Here is a 15,006-nt window from a genome sequence, read left to right as displayed (position 1 = left end):
CTATAAATCGTTTGGATTTATACGTTATTTGCCACCATGATTCGATTTACGGTTTTATTCATTTTTCTAGCCAATCTGATATTCTTTATTCAACCTGCTGTAGCTCAGGATACTATTCCATCCAGACTGGTTTGGAAAGTCAATAAGGTAGATTTAGGAACTATTCTTGAAGAACAGGGCGAACAAATGGCGGTTTTTGAATTCACTCATTCTTTAGATTCTGGTGTTTGGATTGAGCGAGTATGGACAGACTGTGGTTGTACTACTGCTGATTATTCCAAGGATACGATATCGGCCGGGGAATCAGGTCATTTACAAGTGAGTTTTGATCCATCTTCTGCGGTTGGTGATTTTTCTAGAATGGTGGTAGTGAAAGGAAATTTAGCTGGGATGCAGGATACACTGTTTATTGAAGGTAAATCTATTCCCTTTCCTACTGATCCAGAAGTTGATTATCCAGTTGTCCGAGGTCAAATTGGTTTGAGGATGGAAAAAATCAATATGGGGGATGTTTTTACGAATGAACCATCAAGTCGAACAGTTGAAATCTATAATTTTTCAGATTCAACCTTGTATCGTGATAGCTTGAATTACTTTGGGCCTGCTCATATACAGGTTCAACAGCTTCAGGATTCAATTGAAAGCAAAAATCGAGGTTTACTTGAAATCACCTATTCTGGAGCTGAAAAGAATGATTTGGGTTTTTTTGAGGATCCAATTCAACTTACCTGGCCGGATTCCCTAGTAGCAGATGCTGATGTCATCGCAAATGTATTTGAGTTTTATCCAAGCCTTTCCAAAGATCAATTGGGATTGGTTCCAACTTTGCGGATTTCCCCATCAGAAATTGATTTGAAGGAAATTTCGGAAGATGAAATTCAAGAAGTGTTCTACACTTTTACCAATCGTGGAAGAGAACTTTTGGAGATTAAAAAAGTGCAGGGAAATTGCGAATGTTTGGAATTGACGCTTCCTAAACTCGAATTGGCGCCGGGTGAAAGTATGGATCTGAAAGTTGTTTTTGATCCAAAAGGAAGAAAAGGGATAGATCAGCGAAATATCTACATTTTTTCAAATGATCCGCTGAATTCAATTCAGTCTGTTATTCTGAAATCTCGCATCAAATAATTTTGCATTTTTAGCTTTTGTTATTTTATTGATAGCTAGCCATTTATGCAGTCCATGAAACGTTACTACTTTTCAGCTTTTTTATTGCTTGTTTTTGGACTGTCGGCATTCCTTCCAAATTCGGATTCTGAATTTAGAGTCAAACCGTATCTTCAAGTATATGGCAATGGTGATTATCAAATAACTTTCTGGTCAACAGGTACTTCTGTAGCAGAGTTTATATTATTAGATGAGAACCAAAACCATATTTTAACGGAGAGTTTGAATGGAGAAGAAGTTCCTGAGATTTACTACACTCAAATTGAAAAATCTGAAAATATCAATGGATTGAATCAGGGGAGTTGGCTTTTTCCGGATCAAACCTACAAGTTCAAAATAGTCTTGAAGGAGTTAAAAAGAGATGCTCCCTATTTTTATCAAGTTAAGCTAGGGTCTGAGTCTTTCACTAGTGGATTCACCACTGCTCCGGATAAAAATAACTGGTCATCCATTCGATTTATAGCGCTTTCTGACAGTGAGACAGAGCCTTTAGGAAGAGTAACAAGAAGGGCTTGGTATCCTGCTAGTATTAGCTCCAGACCGGCTGCTTTTTTCCAACCTTGGAAAGAAAAATTTGGAGTCACGCTCGACCAAGGCTTCGAAATTTCGAATTATATCCTAACCGAAAAGGAAGGATATGAATACAATTTAAAGACCGTCAATTCAAGACTCCCTGATTTTTTGTTGATGCCCGGAGATTTGGTTCAAGGATCAGGATATCAACCAGCTTGGGATGAATTTTGGAGGCATAATGCGGGAGAATATGATCAGGGGCTTTCAAAATATCCTATTATTCCAGCTTTAGGGAATTGGGAAAATTATGGTTCAAAAAATGGTGGATATGGTTTTAATGAGCGGGGTGAATTCCTTCCAAAATTAGGTAGGTCTCGATTCCATGCCTACTTTGAAACATCCACCGAAGATCCATTACAGAAACATAGACAAAGTTATTATCGGGTTGATTACGGCCCTATTACTATTTTGACGTTGGATTCCTCCAACGGAACTCCAGACCAAAAACGATCAGATTTTCCTAGTGAACAGAAGCTTAAGAATCAAGAATTAGGTGCATTAGGAACAGATACTCAGGAAAATTACACCTTATCGGATTATCAGGCAGCTGGAGGAAATGACTTGAGTGGTTTTGGCCCGGGAAGTCCACAATATGATTGGCTTGAGGCAAACTTGAAGGACGCAAAGGAAGCTGGTCAATTGGTTTTTGTTCAATTTCATCATATCCCCTATAGTTCAGGAGAGCATGGGGTTCCTATTAATCATGAATTAGCTACAGGCCAAGGAGGGGTTCCAATGCGAATCCTTCATCCCAAGTTTGAAGAATATGGAGTGATCGCGGTTTTTGCTGGACATGATGAATTATTTGAGCGGTCTTATGTCGATGAAAACCAAGATGGTCAAGGGGTGATGTATTATGATGTAGGAGTTGCCGGAGATGGAATGCGAGGCGAAAAACGCAACTACCTTAAAAACCGACTGGAATTGCTCAATTACAATCCATATAAAAAATGGACTGCAGACCAGAATAGTATAGAACAATGGGATCAAAGCTTTAACAATCCGATCTTAACTGATGGAGGAAAGCATTATGGGCATTTGGAAGTCAATGTGAATCGGATTTCAGAAAATGGAAAAGAATATGCAAGAATTGACTTTACCCCGGTTTATGTTTTTCCGGTTTTGGACCAGAATTATAACCTTCAGAATGTAGAGCGAAGGGTTTACAATGATGAAGTCTCTCTGAAGGTTTTGCTAAAATCTGAAGTCTTTGAACCTGTATTGAAGGACTCGGTGCAACTCTTCCTCGATGAAGGAGGAAGGGCCTTTCTATCACCAGAGGCAGTACTCGTTGAGCAGCCCAATGAAGATTTTTCATTTGAATACTCTACAGGCTTCCAACTCAGTTGTGATGCAATCGGAGAGCAGGAATTGATCGTCACTTCAACTCGTCAGTTTGATGGGGAGGTCTTCAAGGATACCACTCGGTTGATCGTACTGGATACCATCGCGCCGTATTTTGATGCAGCAAATGCCATTGTAGTGTTTGATCCTAGCATTGGAAGAGCAGAGTATTCTATTGCCGACTTTGACCCGGTAGATTTCTTAGATAATTGTTCAACATTTCCGATCAGGGTAGAAGGACCTGAAATCACCTGTAGCAGCTTTGAGGATCCGGAAGTGTTTTTTGGTGAATTCCCTGTTCGATTGATCGCTGAAGATGCATCAGGCAATCGGTTTATTCGGGAGTTAAAAGTTCAGATTTTAAATAGCGTTGAATCAACCAAAGTAAGTCTTGAGCCCTCAGGGGTGCTTGTCTCTGGACAGACCATCGATTTGGTACTTGGTGATGAATTGGATTATGAAGTAGTTGGCTGGTTCTTCCAGTCTTCCATCCCGATCGAGGGTGAAACTGCCAAAACCCTAAGCATCGATCAGCCTGGAGTTTATTATGCAAAATTATTACTTAGTAAAGGCTGTATAGTCCAATCCGAAACCATTGAAGTCACTCAGGTAGTGGATGATTTTCCGGAGGTCAAAGTCTCTCTAAGCTTAGGCCTGGACCAAAATGGTCTAGCTGAGCTGACTAATGATCAAATTTTCATGGAATGGCCAATTGCCGAGGACATAGAGGTTAGCCTCAGTCAAAGCCAATTCTCTTGTAATGATCTTGGAGAGAACACCGTTCTTGTCACCTTGTCCAAATTGGATGGTGCGAAAAAAGAATCGGAAATAAATATTCAAGTAATCGATGAAATCCCACCTGTATTAGAATGGAAATCAGCTGAATATGACTTTGATCTAAGTCTAGGCGAACTCACCTTAGACGTGGAAGATTTCATCGTTTCACCACCTACCGATAATTGTGGTCCAGAAGGTATTCAAGTTAGACTGAGTAAAACATCCGTGACCTGCGCGGATATCGATTCTGAGCGGGTAAATTACCCCATTGACCTGGATGTAATCGTGACTGATGCTTCTGGAAACACCACGATTTATCCCACCTATGCCCAACTGACATTTTTCGAATCCCAAAAGGTTTCCTTGACTGCCCAGGGCCCACTCTATGAAGGGCGAAGCGTAGAATTACGCTTGGGAGAGGAATTGAATTACGATGTTTGGGAATGGAGAAAGGATTTAGAGCAGCTTCCGGGAGAGAAAGGAAATTCGATTATCGTGGACAGTCCTGGAAGATATACCGCTGTCTTGGCCTTGGAAAATGGCTGTTTCGTCAGTTCGGAGTCCTTGATTGTGGAAGTTGAGGAATGGCCTTTCCCACCGGTAAAGGAAGCGGTGAGTCTAGAATTGAATGCGCAAGGCTTGGCTACCTTAGGCCTTGAATCCCTCTTTGAAAACTGGCCTTTTGATACTACTGGATTGAATTTGGAGTTATCCAAAAGTCAGTTTAGCTGTGGGGATTTGGGAGAAAATGATATTCAATTATCTATAGCCAATCAAGATGGGGGAGAATGGTCCTTTGATATTGCCGTGCTGATCGAAGATAAACTGGCACCAATTTTAGAAGTGCGGAATATCGAGATTGATCTTGATATTACTCAAGGAAGCAAATCCATTTCAAAAGATGATTTGATTCTTGAATTGAAGGATAATTGTTCTGTTGAGGAAATTACTTTAAGTCAAGAAGTATTTACCTGTGAGGATATTGGAAAGGATATTCCGGTAATTCTTCGAGCTGTTGACCTTTCAGGTAATGTAACAGAAGTTCAGGCTCTTGTTTCTGTAAATAGGTTTGAGCAAACGCCTGTTACGCTTTCTGGAAATTTAGAATTTTGTGAAGGAGAGGAGTCCTCCTTATCTATTGAAGCCTTGGGTGATTTTGAAGTCATAAGATGGCTTAGAAATGGAAGTGAAATTCCAAATCAAAACTCCTCCAGTTTACCTTTATCCGAAAGTGGAATTTATAAAGCGGTTATCCGGTATCAGGGGGGGTGCATTGCTGAATCTGATGTAGTGGAAGTAAAAGTGAATTTGCTTCCAAAAGGAAAAATTGAAGTTAATGGAGATATTTTAATTGCTCCTCCCGGAGTATTCGAATATCAATGGTTTAGAAATGGAGAGCTACTTCCAAATGCCACAGAATCTTCTTTACGGGTACATTTGATGGGGGAATATTCAGTTTTACTAACAAGTTTAGAAGGCTGCCAAGCATTAATAGAACCTGTGACAATGACAATTGCAGGATTGGGTGGTAGACCAGCTTTTGAGGTAAAAGCTATTCGAATTTACCCGAATCCAGCAAGAGAAACAGTTATGTTGGAATTCCCAGAAGATACCCCGATTAAGGCTAGCAATCTGTCTGTCTATGGTGCAGATGGAAAAAATGTCACTTCTTCAGTGAATGTTAATAATTGGCAAATTGGAAAAGCTGAATTGGATGTTCGCCAACTTAGTCCTGGTATTTATTGGATACAGTTTCCAATTGAAAATCAAACTATCTATCAGGGAAAATTGATTAAGGTTCATTAAAACTGAACATTTGGTATAAAGGCAATAAAAAAGGTTCATGTAAACTATCATGAACCTTTTTCTTTTAGTCTTCAATTTTTTATTTGAAAGCAGGGATTCCTGTTATTTCATTTCCAAGAATCAATAAATGAATATCATGGGTACCTTCATACGTAATCACGGATTCTAAATTCATCATGTGACGCATGATTGGATATTCTCCAGTAATTCCCATTCCACCGTGAATTTGTCTTGCTTCCCGGGCAATATTTAGTGCCATTTCAACATTGTTTCGTTTGGCCATTGAAATATGGACGGTCTTGGCTTTTCCTTCATTCATCATCTTTCCTACTTTCCAGGCGAGTAATTGTGCTTTAGTGATTTCTGTAAGCATTTCAGAAAGTTTCTTTTGAACCAACTGGAAACTCGCAATTGGCTTATCAAATTGGATTCGTTCAGCTGCGTATTTCCGTGCTGATTCATAGCAATCCATCGCTGCCCCGATTACTCCCCACGCAATTCCATATCGTGCAGAATCCAAACACATCAAGGGAGCACCTAGTCCCGATTTCCCAGGAAGGAGATTTTTCTTTGGAACTTTCACATTGTCAAAGACTAGCTCTCCTGTGCAAGAGGCCCTTAGAGACCATTTGTTGTGTGTCTCTGGGGTAGAGAATCCTTCCATACCACGTTCCACAATCAAACCGTGAATTCTGCCTTCCTCATTTTTCGCCCAAACCACTGCTATATCAGCTTTTGGAGCATTGGAGATCCACATTTTGGCACCATTGAGCAAATAATGATCTCCCATATCCTTGAAGTTGGTCACCATTCCTGATGGATTTGAACCATGGTCAGGCTCAGTCAAACCAAAGCATCCTAGCATTTCACCAGAGGCTAACTTAGGAAGGTATTTTTTTCGTTGCTCCTCAGAACCGAATTTGTAAATAGGATACATGACCAAAGATCCTTGAACAGATGCGGTAGAGCGCATTCCAGAATCTCCTCTCTCTATTTCCTGCATGATCAGGCCGTAGGAAATATAATCCAATCCACCACCTCCATATTCTACAGGAATTTGAGGTCCGAAGGCACCCACTTCTCCAAACTTCTTCACAATGGATTCAGGGAAGTAAGCATTTTGCGCCCATGATTCTATATAGGGTGATATTTCCTTCTTCACAAAATCCCGAATGGAGTTTCGGATCAATTGATGTTCCTCTGTAAGCAGATCATCAATATCCAAAAAGTCTACTCCTTCGAAGGTATCTTGCTTTTGGGATTTTTGGATTTCTACAGCCTGCATGTGTTTTTTGGTTTATTGAATTGAATCAGTGATTTTTGTCGGGAAGTAAACCCAATGCCTTTCGAAATAAACAGATCGGGGGGTAAAAAACTATCATTTTTGATAAAATTTTGAGATGGAAAACCCCCAATTTGATCCCCGAATCCTTGAAAAAATCAAACAGCTTGAAGAGAAGTTTAAAGCTTCTGGTCAAGACATGCTTTCCTATCTGGAAGGTCTTTTGTATGCAGACTATTTGACGTATTGGGAATATATCAATTTGGATGTTCTATTGTCCCTTCAGCAGCCTAAAACCAGCTTTAAGGATGAAAAAATTTTTATTATTTACCACCAAATCACCGAACTCTATTTCAAATTGATCATTTCAGAAATGGAGCAGATTTCTGATAAGGAAGATTTGGATGAGGGATTTTTTAAAACAAGGTTAGGTCGAATTCTGATGTATTTTGATCACCTGATTTCTTCCTTTGCAATGATGTGGAAAGGAATGGAACGAGACCAATTCTTGAAATTCAGAATGTCCTTGCTTCCTTCCTCTGGTTTCCAAAGTGCTCAATATCGTGAGATAGAGCTAATGGCTACGGATGCATATCAACTGGTAACCTTGTCGGACCGAAAGGACTTTGATTATCATTCTCCGGCAGATGATATTTTCGAGCATCTATATTGGCAGCGTGGAGCTATCGAATTGGCAACTGGTCAAAAAACATTGACTTTGAAAAACTTCAATTTGAAATACGGGAAAAAATTGAAGGAGTTGATCGATGGATATAGGCGCAAAAACATCTGGCAGCGATATATGGAGCTGGAAAATCCATCTAAGGAGATGACTGAATTAATGAAGCAATTTGATCTAAAGGCAAATGTTTTTTGGCCACTGGCGCATTATAAATCAGCTGTCAGATATCTTCAGAAAGATCCAGTGGATATTGCTGCTACAGGCGGCACTAACTGGCAGAAATATCTTCCTCCACGTTTTCAGAAAGTGATTTTCTTCCCGGAGCTCTGGACCGAAAAAGAACAAGAAGAGTGGGGCAAAGGTTGGGTTGTAAAAGAGATATTTGGAGAGGATTAAGATCGATTTTTCTTAATCCAATTATTTCGGGTAATTCTCCTTTACAAAATTGGAGGCATTGTTAAAGCAAAAATCATCTACTGCTTTTTCCACATCTTCTTTGGTTTTGAGATGAGCGAGATGGGGCTTATTTGCTTCCAAACGGGCTGAATCAATTTCACTAGCCAATTTCTTGCTGAAGCTATCAAATTCTAAGGCAGTTGGAAAGGGATCAACTGGATCAATTAGCCCTTCAAAATCCGTCCCTATTGTGATAGATTTCCATATTTGAGCCTTTTCAGATGGAGAGAGATTAGGATTTTTATAGGCACTTTTCAATACGGCTTCAATATTTTCCCAAATCAGTTGAATGCCATTTCGGTTTGGATTTTTTTCAAGGTCTTCCTTTGTAATTCCTAAAATCCGTTGATCAAAAGAAAGTCCAAACATTCCCTTGGTTTTGACGAACATTTCAATGTCTTCATCACATATATTGATGTTCCAAGCATTGAATTTTCCACTTGGGTCAGTGTAATCATCTTTTTCCTTTTTCTCCCATTCAATGTGTTGATCTAAGGAGGAAATTCCTGAATAGCCACAATGTGAAGCGATAACCGGAATTCGATCACCTTTTTCAAGGCATTTTTTGACCAAACTATAAAACTCCTTTCGAGAACGGGCGCTCATGTGCTTTACATCGATCAATACTCGATATCCCAAAGAATCATCTCTAACCAAATCGGAATTGAGACTCAATAATTCCTTGAGTATTCTCCTTCCATTATTATTGAATCCAGCATTCATTCGTTTGGATTGATCCATCAGGATTTTTCCCATTCCTGGAATAGAATGGGCATGGCCACAAAGATGATTGTCGAAGTGATGTGCAAACGTGATGAAAAAGACAGGTGTAGGCCAGTCTTTTTTGATTGATTTCACTCGTTTAGAGACTTCCTCAATGGAGTCAACTCTATCTGTTCCCAGAGCATGAGCCCCTTCAATTGTTAAAATCATCGTGATCTCGGAATCGTCATCTATGGATTGGACTAATTCTGCTTTATCCTTTGGAACTCGATAGCAGGCTTCTTTTACTTGGTAGGAGCGGGGATGTTGACTTGCAAATTTTCTTGCTAGTCGTTCTTCTCGAAGGAAAGCTTTAGGAACATGAATTTCATTTTTTCGAATTCTTTTTCCTGAATCCATCAAGACAAAATCCCGTTCCCTTTGTAAGGATTCCCAATAGTCATAATCGTCTGATTGAAAATAATCCACCACCTTATCGGGAATACGCATATAAGCTGTTTGCAACAAATCCCTTCTAAGACCTTTTGAGCCTAGAATTGCTGAGGTTAGAAACCGATACCACTTGTCTTTTCCGATTTTTGGATCTATTCCTTTTACAAATTGCCTTTCTAGGGGATATAAAGAATTAAAAGTAAGCCTAAGATTAGAATTCCAGCATTTCACTAAATCAATTTGACTGTAGCTGGCGCCCATTTTTCCTTGCTGATGATTGCGGTGATTGGAAGCAATTACTGTCCAAGGGCTGAATTCCTCTTTTCTTCTAAACTTTTTTTCTTTTTCCTGCATATGAAAATGAGCGCGCATATGATTATGGCAATGCAGGTCTGAAAATTTACGCTTTCCCATTGCTTACATGCTAAAAATTGAATGTCCGCCTTTCATGACCTCTATAATGTCGTCAACCACAGAAGGAGAATTGTAATAATACCAATGGTGAACGGTATCATTTAAAATTCCTTTATCATCCTCTATATCAGTTACATCACATTGGTAGATGTCATCGGCTAAATTCACCGAGTTTTTGGCTCCCCATCTTCCCAATCTATTAAATGCATTCTTGGTTAATTCTGAGATTCCTAGAGCCTGATCCTTGTTGTGATAGTAAACATGAACACGTTCTCCAAAATCAATCAATCGATAAAGGGGATTTGGGCGCTCCAATGCGTAATAATCTATATCAGCCCCGACAAGAAGAATTTCTCCGAAGATAGAATTGATATCCATGCCAATATCCTGTACGCCTTTTACCATGTTTTCAAGCACGCGATTCCCCATACTGTGGCACATTAAATGAATTTTTTGATCGCAAAGGGGCTTTCGTTCTTCCACAAATTTCTTTTTGAAAAACTCGCGAAGTGAAGCCATAGATCTTGCTAAAGCAAACCCGGACTGCATAGCATCATAAGCGTCCGATCTATATTTCAGTAATTTCTTTTTAGCGGGCCAGGTAAATAGGACTATGTGCTTTATGGTCGAGTTATCTGGTTCCACATATTTTTTGTGAAGTTCACAGAGCGTTTGCATGGCTGTTTCCAGATCAGACTTAAAGCCATGGACAAAAACCATGATATCTTCTGAGATTCTAATATGATCTCCACCAGGAGTCTTCTTACTAGCTTTTATCCCGGATTCATAGAGTTCATTGAAAATGTGAGTTGAGGGAAATTTTGCCTTGTTTACATCTTTATCATCCGCATAACTTGCTAGTAGAGCTTCGTCAACTTCAGGTATGATTTGAATATTGAAGTCCTTCAGCTTCTTGGCTTTTTTAGGATCGAAGCTTACTGTTCCGTACCGGAGATTGTGTCTTGCTTCTTCATCTCCATCCTTTCGCATATACTCCTTTTCATTGACAGAAATGTAGTTTCGGCTTCTTCTGGAAGTAACTTCCCGGTTGGTAATAATGTAATGGGTAACCATGGTGAAAGAGATTTTAAGGGTTAAAAATGATTCAATATCCAGCCTTTAAGGATGTGGCTGGAATAAAAATCCTACTTAATTTTAAAAATAATTGCCTGATTTACAAATGTTTTGGCTTTTGAAATCAACTCAATACCGTAAGTGATTTTAGCAAAAGAAAAAGGCCTTGAGTTAATTCAAGGCCTTAGAATCTTAATATCCAGCTGCTTCATTTTCCCTTCTAGGATCTGCTCCTCCCTCTAGCTTTCCATCTGGCAAAACCATAATTGCATCGACGGAACCAATGATTGGAGTACGCCCTTCATTAATCAGGTAATTCTTTGCAGTTAATATTTTCAATAAAGTACTATCCAGAGAATTTTCCTCAAATAAAATTTGATCAGGAAGCCATTGATGATGAAAGCGTGGGGCTTCCACAGCCTCTTGCATGGTCATGTCAAATTCATAAGCATTCAGAATCGTTTGGGCTACTGCCGTAATGATGGTAGATCCTCCCGGAGTTCCTACAATCATCCAGAGTTGTCCGTCTCTTTCTACCAATGTAGGAGTCATAGAACTCAGCATTCGCTTTCCAGGTGCTATACTATTTGCTTCAGCCCCTATTAAACCAAACATATTTGGAACTCCTGCTTTGCTGCTGAAGTCGTCCATTTCATTATTCATGAAAAAGCCCAATTCATCCAAGTAAACTTTAGATCCATAGGCACCATTCAAGGTAGTGGTCACAGCAAGAGCATTTCCCTCAGCATCCATGATGGAGTAGTGGGTTGTTTCCATACTTTCGGCAAAAAGAACAGATCCTTCTGCTATATCTGAGGATAGTGTGGCCTTTTCTGGATTAAAGCTTTCCATTCGATTTTTCAAATACTCATCATCCAAAAGCTCAGCAATTGGAATCTCTACAAAGTCTGGATCGCCTAAATAATAATTTCTATCAGCATAGGCTCTTCGCATAGCTTCTGTGAGCACCTGAACATAGTCAGCCGAGTTATGGCCCATACTTTTTAGATCAAAAGGCTCAACCATTTTCAAAATTTGTCCGATAGTCACTCCGCCTGAACTTGGGGGTGCCATTGAAATTACCCGAAGATCCTTGTAGTCAAAGACAATAGGATTCCTCCAAACTGCTTCATAGGAAGCTAGATCTTCTAGCGTTATAATTCCACCCATTTCCTTCATGTGGTTTACCAGAACTTGGGCTGTTTCTCCTTTGTAGAACTCATCGCGGCCATTGTTTGCTATTCGCTCTAAAGTCTCTGCTAAGGCGATATTTTTGATGGTGTCGCCTGCATTATATTCCTTGCCATAAAATGTGTCTTCTCCATTTACTTCTCGCACTACATCTCGGATGCCTTGAAGTCTGTTTGCTTGTTGAGTACTAACCACAAAACCATTTCTTGCCAGATCAATTACAGGTTGTAAAATTTCCTTTGGGTCGAGCTTTCCAAATTTAGATTGAGCTTCAAAAATCCCTGCAATGGTTCCTGGAACTCCTGAGGCTAGTGCTCCTTTGGTACTTAAACCAGGAATTACTTCTCCATTCTCATCCAAATACATGTCTCTATATGCAGCTCCCGGAGCTTTTTCCCGGTAATCTATAGAGCCTATATCTCCATTTGCCATACGATAAACAGCAAAGCCTCCGCCTCCCAAATTTCCTGCAAAGGGAAAAGTGACGGCAAGTGCCATTTCGGTAGCCATCATCGCATCAAAGGCATTTCCTCCCTTTTGCATGATTTCGACACCTATTCTTGAAGCTTCACCACGCGCTGAAACAACCATGGCATTTTCTGCGATTAATCCTCTTTTTGGTTCTTTTTCTTCTGTAGGTGTTTTACAGGAAAATACCAGAAAGGGGATGCTCAAAAGAAGAGCAGCAAAACGGATGTAGGCGGTTCTATTCATTCAATAAAGTGCTGTTGAAGAGTTTAAGGATACGCTTATATTCATCTGTCCAGGAACTTGGCTCAACAAATCCGTGATCTTCCACCGGATAAATAGCCATTTCCCAATTATCTTTTCCCAATTCGATTAATCGTTGAGAAAGACGAACTACGTCTTGAAAATGCACATTAACATCCAACATTCCATGCGCCATTAATAAATTTCCTTTTAGGCCTTCGGCAAAATAAATAGGAGAGGATCTTCGATAGGCGATCGGATCTTCCTCAGGTGTATTCAAAATGTTGGAGGTGTAACCATGATTATAATGCGCCCAGTCTGTCACTGAACGAAGTGCAGCGCCTGATTTAAATACTTCTGGCTCTGTAAACAAAGCCATCAAGGTGATAAAACCTCCATAACTACCTCCGTAAATCCCAATTCTATCCGCATCAATTCCATATTCTTCTATCAGGTGTTTGGCTCCATCCACCTGGTCAGAAAGGTCCTTTCCACCCATGTGACGGTAAATTCCAGTTCGCCAATCTCGACCATATCCAGCTGAGGCACGGTAATCAATATCCAAGACAATATATCCCAAATCAGCCAATAGATTATGGAACATGTATTCTCTAAAGTAACTGCTCCACCATTTATGCACGTTTTGGAGATAGCCTGCACCATGAACGAAAATGATAGCAGCTCCATTTTTCTTGGAAGGATCTGGCTCGTAAATCCTTGCGGGTACTTTTGCACCATCTTGTGCTGTAAATCTTATAATCTCTGGATCTCGCCAATCATAGGATTTAAATTCCTCGCTTTGACCATCAGTCAATTTGATTGGCTTTGCTCCAACTTTGTTTTCCTGCAAATAAAGCTCTGCGGGCGAATTGCTGTAGGAATAAAGGATTGCAAGGTGTTTTTCGTCGGGAGATAAGGTAACCTGATTGTTTCCGGTCATTTCGGTGAGTTTCTCCATTTTCCCTCCGGTAACTGGCATCCTGTAGAAATTTCTTTCTCCAGGATCAACCTCTGATGTAGTCAAATACCAATGTGAGCCATCCTTGGATAGGAAGGGATCAAAAACCTCAAATTCTCCTTTGGTAAGTGCTTTCTTGTTTCCTTTTTCTACATCAAGTAAATAGAGATGAGAATACCCGGTTTCTTCGGATTGGAAATAGATGTGTTTGTTATCGGGGAGCCATCCCAGCGTTCCTCCAGAAAATGTCCAGCCGATTCCAGGGCCTGCAATCCAAGCTTCATCCCTTTGCCTATCTAGGCTGCTTAGTTCACCGGTCTCTAAATCGACAAGAGCTATCCATCGATCTTTATTGTCCAAAGAACGAGCTTGAATGATTGCTTTAGATCCATCTGGCGAAAATACGGGTCCATATAAAGCTAAGTCTCGTTCTTTTTGAGACCATTCTTTATCAGGATAGTCTTTGACATAATCAGGAAGATCTGACAATCCGGGCAGGGTAGAAGTATTGATAAAGTAAACAGTATCCTTTTCTAAATTGTAAATTCCTATTTCCGAAGTAGTTGGGTTTGTTCCAACTTTTGGCCGTGCATTCAAGTCTTCTGTATAGCCGGAGGCATCTACATAATTCGGAACCTTAGTGTTTTTATTGCTGGCTGCTTTGTAGAAAGTGAAGCTTGCAAATTTTCCATCTGGGGACAGTTGGAGGTTGGATGGATTTTTTCCCTCTGTGTAGAATGTGAATTCCTCCTCAGGCTCTAATTGAGTTGCTTCTCGATAGGCTTGACTTTGCTTCCGTTTCTCCTCACGCTGACGTACAACTTCCAAGAGTTTCAGATTTTCTTCTTCCAGAAAGGGTTTTGAGGAATCTGAATCCGAATTTCTTCGATCTTGTCTTCCTGGCTTATTTCCTGTAGAGATATTGGTGACACGTTTAATCGCTTCGGTTTGCAGATTTAAAGTGTAAATGTTTTGCTCGCTAACAAAAGAGATCAAGTTTTCATCTGCCAAAAAGGTTGGAATGCTTACCCTTGTGTACCAATTCAAAATTTCCTTTTGCTCTCCACTAGGTAGACTTTCCAGGATGATCCGATCATTCGGCATTATAAAAAGTCTTTTGCTTTTGTCCTTATTATAAGATGCTTGATTTCGGCGCATAGACCGTTCCTTTCTCCAGTCCACTTTGCCGAATTCTTCAAGTTTATTCAGCCGGATTTGATAAAGGGAATCACTTGGATTTCCTTCTGGATTGTAGTCGAAATAAATGGTTTGACTATCATCACTCCAGCGGATATCCGAAGGAAAATATCCCATCCATTTCGGATCCCGCATGATGTATTCAACACTCAATGTGCTTTGAGCATACAGAACTCCTTGGACTAAAATAAATAGCCCAAACAATGAAAGTTTTCGCAT

The 15,006-nt window shown here is 40.0% G+C and carries 8 protein-coding genes; 3 read left to right on the top strand and 5 right to left on the bottom strand.

From position 1 onward, the window contains the following. The first annotated feature begins 36 nt into the window (after positions 1-36). Positions 37-1,128 (top strand): DUF1573 domain-containing protein, encoded by a 1,092-nt coding sequence (locus tag NY014_RS04205; protein WP_259413285.1) that lies wholly within the window; start codon positions 37-39, stop codon positions 1,126-1,128. A 54-nt stretch (positions 1,129-1,182) separates the two neighbouring features. After that, positions 1,183-5,667, top strand: coding sequence for a T9SS type A sorting domain-containing protein (locus NY014_RS04200; protein WP_259413284.1), 4,485 nt, complete (start codon positions 1,183-1,185; stop codon positions 5,665-5,667). A gap of 79 nt (positions 5,668-5,746) precedes the next feature. On the opposite strand, the gene NY014_RS04195 is transcribed toward NY014_RS04200, so the two are convergent. After that, positions 5,747-6,952, bottom strand: coding sequence for an acyl-CoA dehydrogenase family protein (locus NY014_RS04195; RefSeq protein WP_259413283.1), 1,206 nt, complete (start codon positions 6,950-6,952; stop codon positions 5,747-5,749). Positions 6,953-7,067: 115 nt separating this feature from the next. Between NY014_RS04195 and NY014_RS04190 the strand changes: the two genes are divergently transcribed. Next, complete coding sequence (locus tag NY014_RS04190; RefSeq protein WP_259413282.1) at positions 7,068-8,027, top strand: tryptophan 2,3-dioxygenase family protein; 960 nt, start codon at positions 7,068-7,070, stop codon at positions 8,025-8,027. A gap of 21 nt (positions 8,028-8,048) precedes the next feature. Here the strand turns inward: NY014_RS04190 and NY014_RS04185 are convergent, their stop codons facing one another. The 4 genes from NY014_RS04185 to NY014_RS04170 all read right to left on the bottom strand — a co-directional run bounded on the left by NY014_RS04185 (position 8,049) and on the right by NY014_RS04170 (position 15,006). Continuing rightward, positions 8,049-9,656 carry an amidohydrolase family protein gene (locus NY014_RS04185; protein WP_259413281.1) on the bottom strand — a complete coding sequence of 536 codons (1,608 nt, stop codon included), beginning with the start codon at positions 9,654-9,656 and terminating at the stop codon, positions 8,049-8,051. Positions 9,657-9,659: 3 nt separating this feature from the next. After that, on the bottom strand, positions 9,660-10,730 hold the full coding sequence (locus tag NY014_RS04180) for an alpha/beta hydrolase (RefSeq protein WP_259413280.1): 1,071 nt from the start codon (positions 10,728-10,730) through the stop codon (positions 9,660-9,662). 192 nt (positions 10,731-10,922) lie between these two features. After that, the gene (gene ggt, locus NY014_RS04175) at positions 10,923-12,635 is read right to left on the bottom strand and encodes a gamma-glutamyltransferase (protein ID WP_259413279.1); all 1,713 of its coding nucleotides are present in this window, start codon (positions 12,633-12,635) and stop codon (positions 10,923-10,925) included. Continuing rightward, positions 12,628-15,006 (bottom strand): S9 family peptidase, encoded by a 2,379-nt coding sequence (locus NY014_RS04170; protein WP_259413277.1) that lies wholly within the window; start codon positions 15,004-15,006, stop codon positions 12,628-12,630. The genes ggt and NY014_RS04170 overlap by 8 nt, the downstream gene beginning before the upstream one ends.

This window comes from Algoriphagus limi (genome assembly GCF_024919275.1).
GTDB lineage: Bacteria > Bacteroidota > Bacteroidia > Cytophagales > Cyclobacteriaceae > Algoriphagus > Algoriphagus limi.
The sequence above is the reverse complement of the archived record's forward strand: the minus strand, read 5'-3'. Positions and strand labels throughout refer to the sequence as shown.

Bases quoted from the DNA above. Each gene is read 5' to 3' on its own strand.
- NY014_RS04195 (WP_259413283.1), bottom strand. From the start codon at position 6,952: ATGCAGGCTGTAGAAATCCAAAAATCCCAAAAGCAAGATACCTTCGAA.
- NY014_RS04190 (WP_259413282.1), top strand. From the start codon at position 7,068: ATGGAAAACCCCCAATTTGATCCCCGAATCCTTGAAAAAATCAAACAG.
- NY014_RS04185 (WP_259413281.1), bottom strand. From the start codon at position 9,656: ATGGGAAAGCGTAAATTTTCAGACCTGCATTGCCATAATCATATGCGC.
- NY014_RS04200 (WP_259413284.1), top strand. From the start codon at position 1,183: ATGAAACGTTACTACTTTTCAGCTTTTTTATTGCTTGTTTTTGGACTG.
- NY014_RS04170 (WP_259413277.1), bottom strand. From the start codon at position 15,006: ATGCGAAAACTTTCATTGTTTGGGCTATTTATTTTAGTCCAAGGAGTT.
- NY014_RS04180 (WP_259413280.1), bottom strand. From the start codon at position 10,730: ATGGTTACCCATTACATTATTACCAACCGGGAAGTTACTTCCAGAAGA.
- ggt (WP_259413279.1), bottom strand. From the start codon at position 12,635: ATGAATAGAACCGCCTACATCCGTTTTGCTGCTCTTCTTTTGAGCATC.
- NY014_RS04205 (WP_259413285.1), top strand. From the start codon at position 37: ATGATTCGATTTACGGTTTTATTCATTTTTCTAGCCAATCTGATATTC.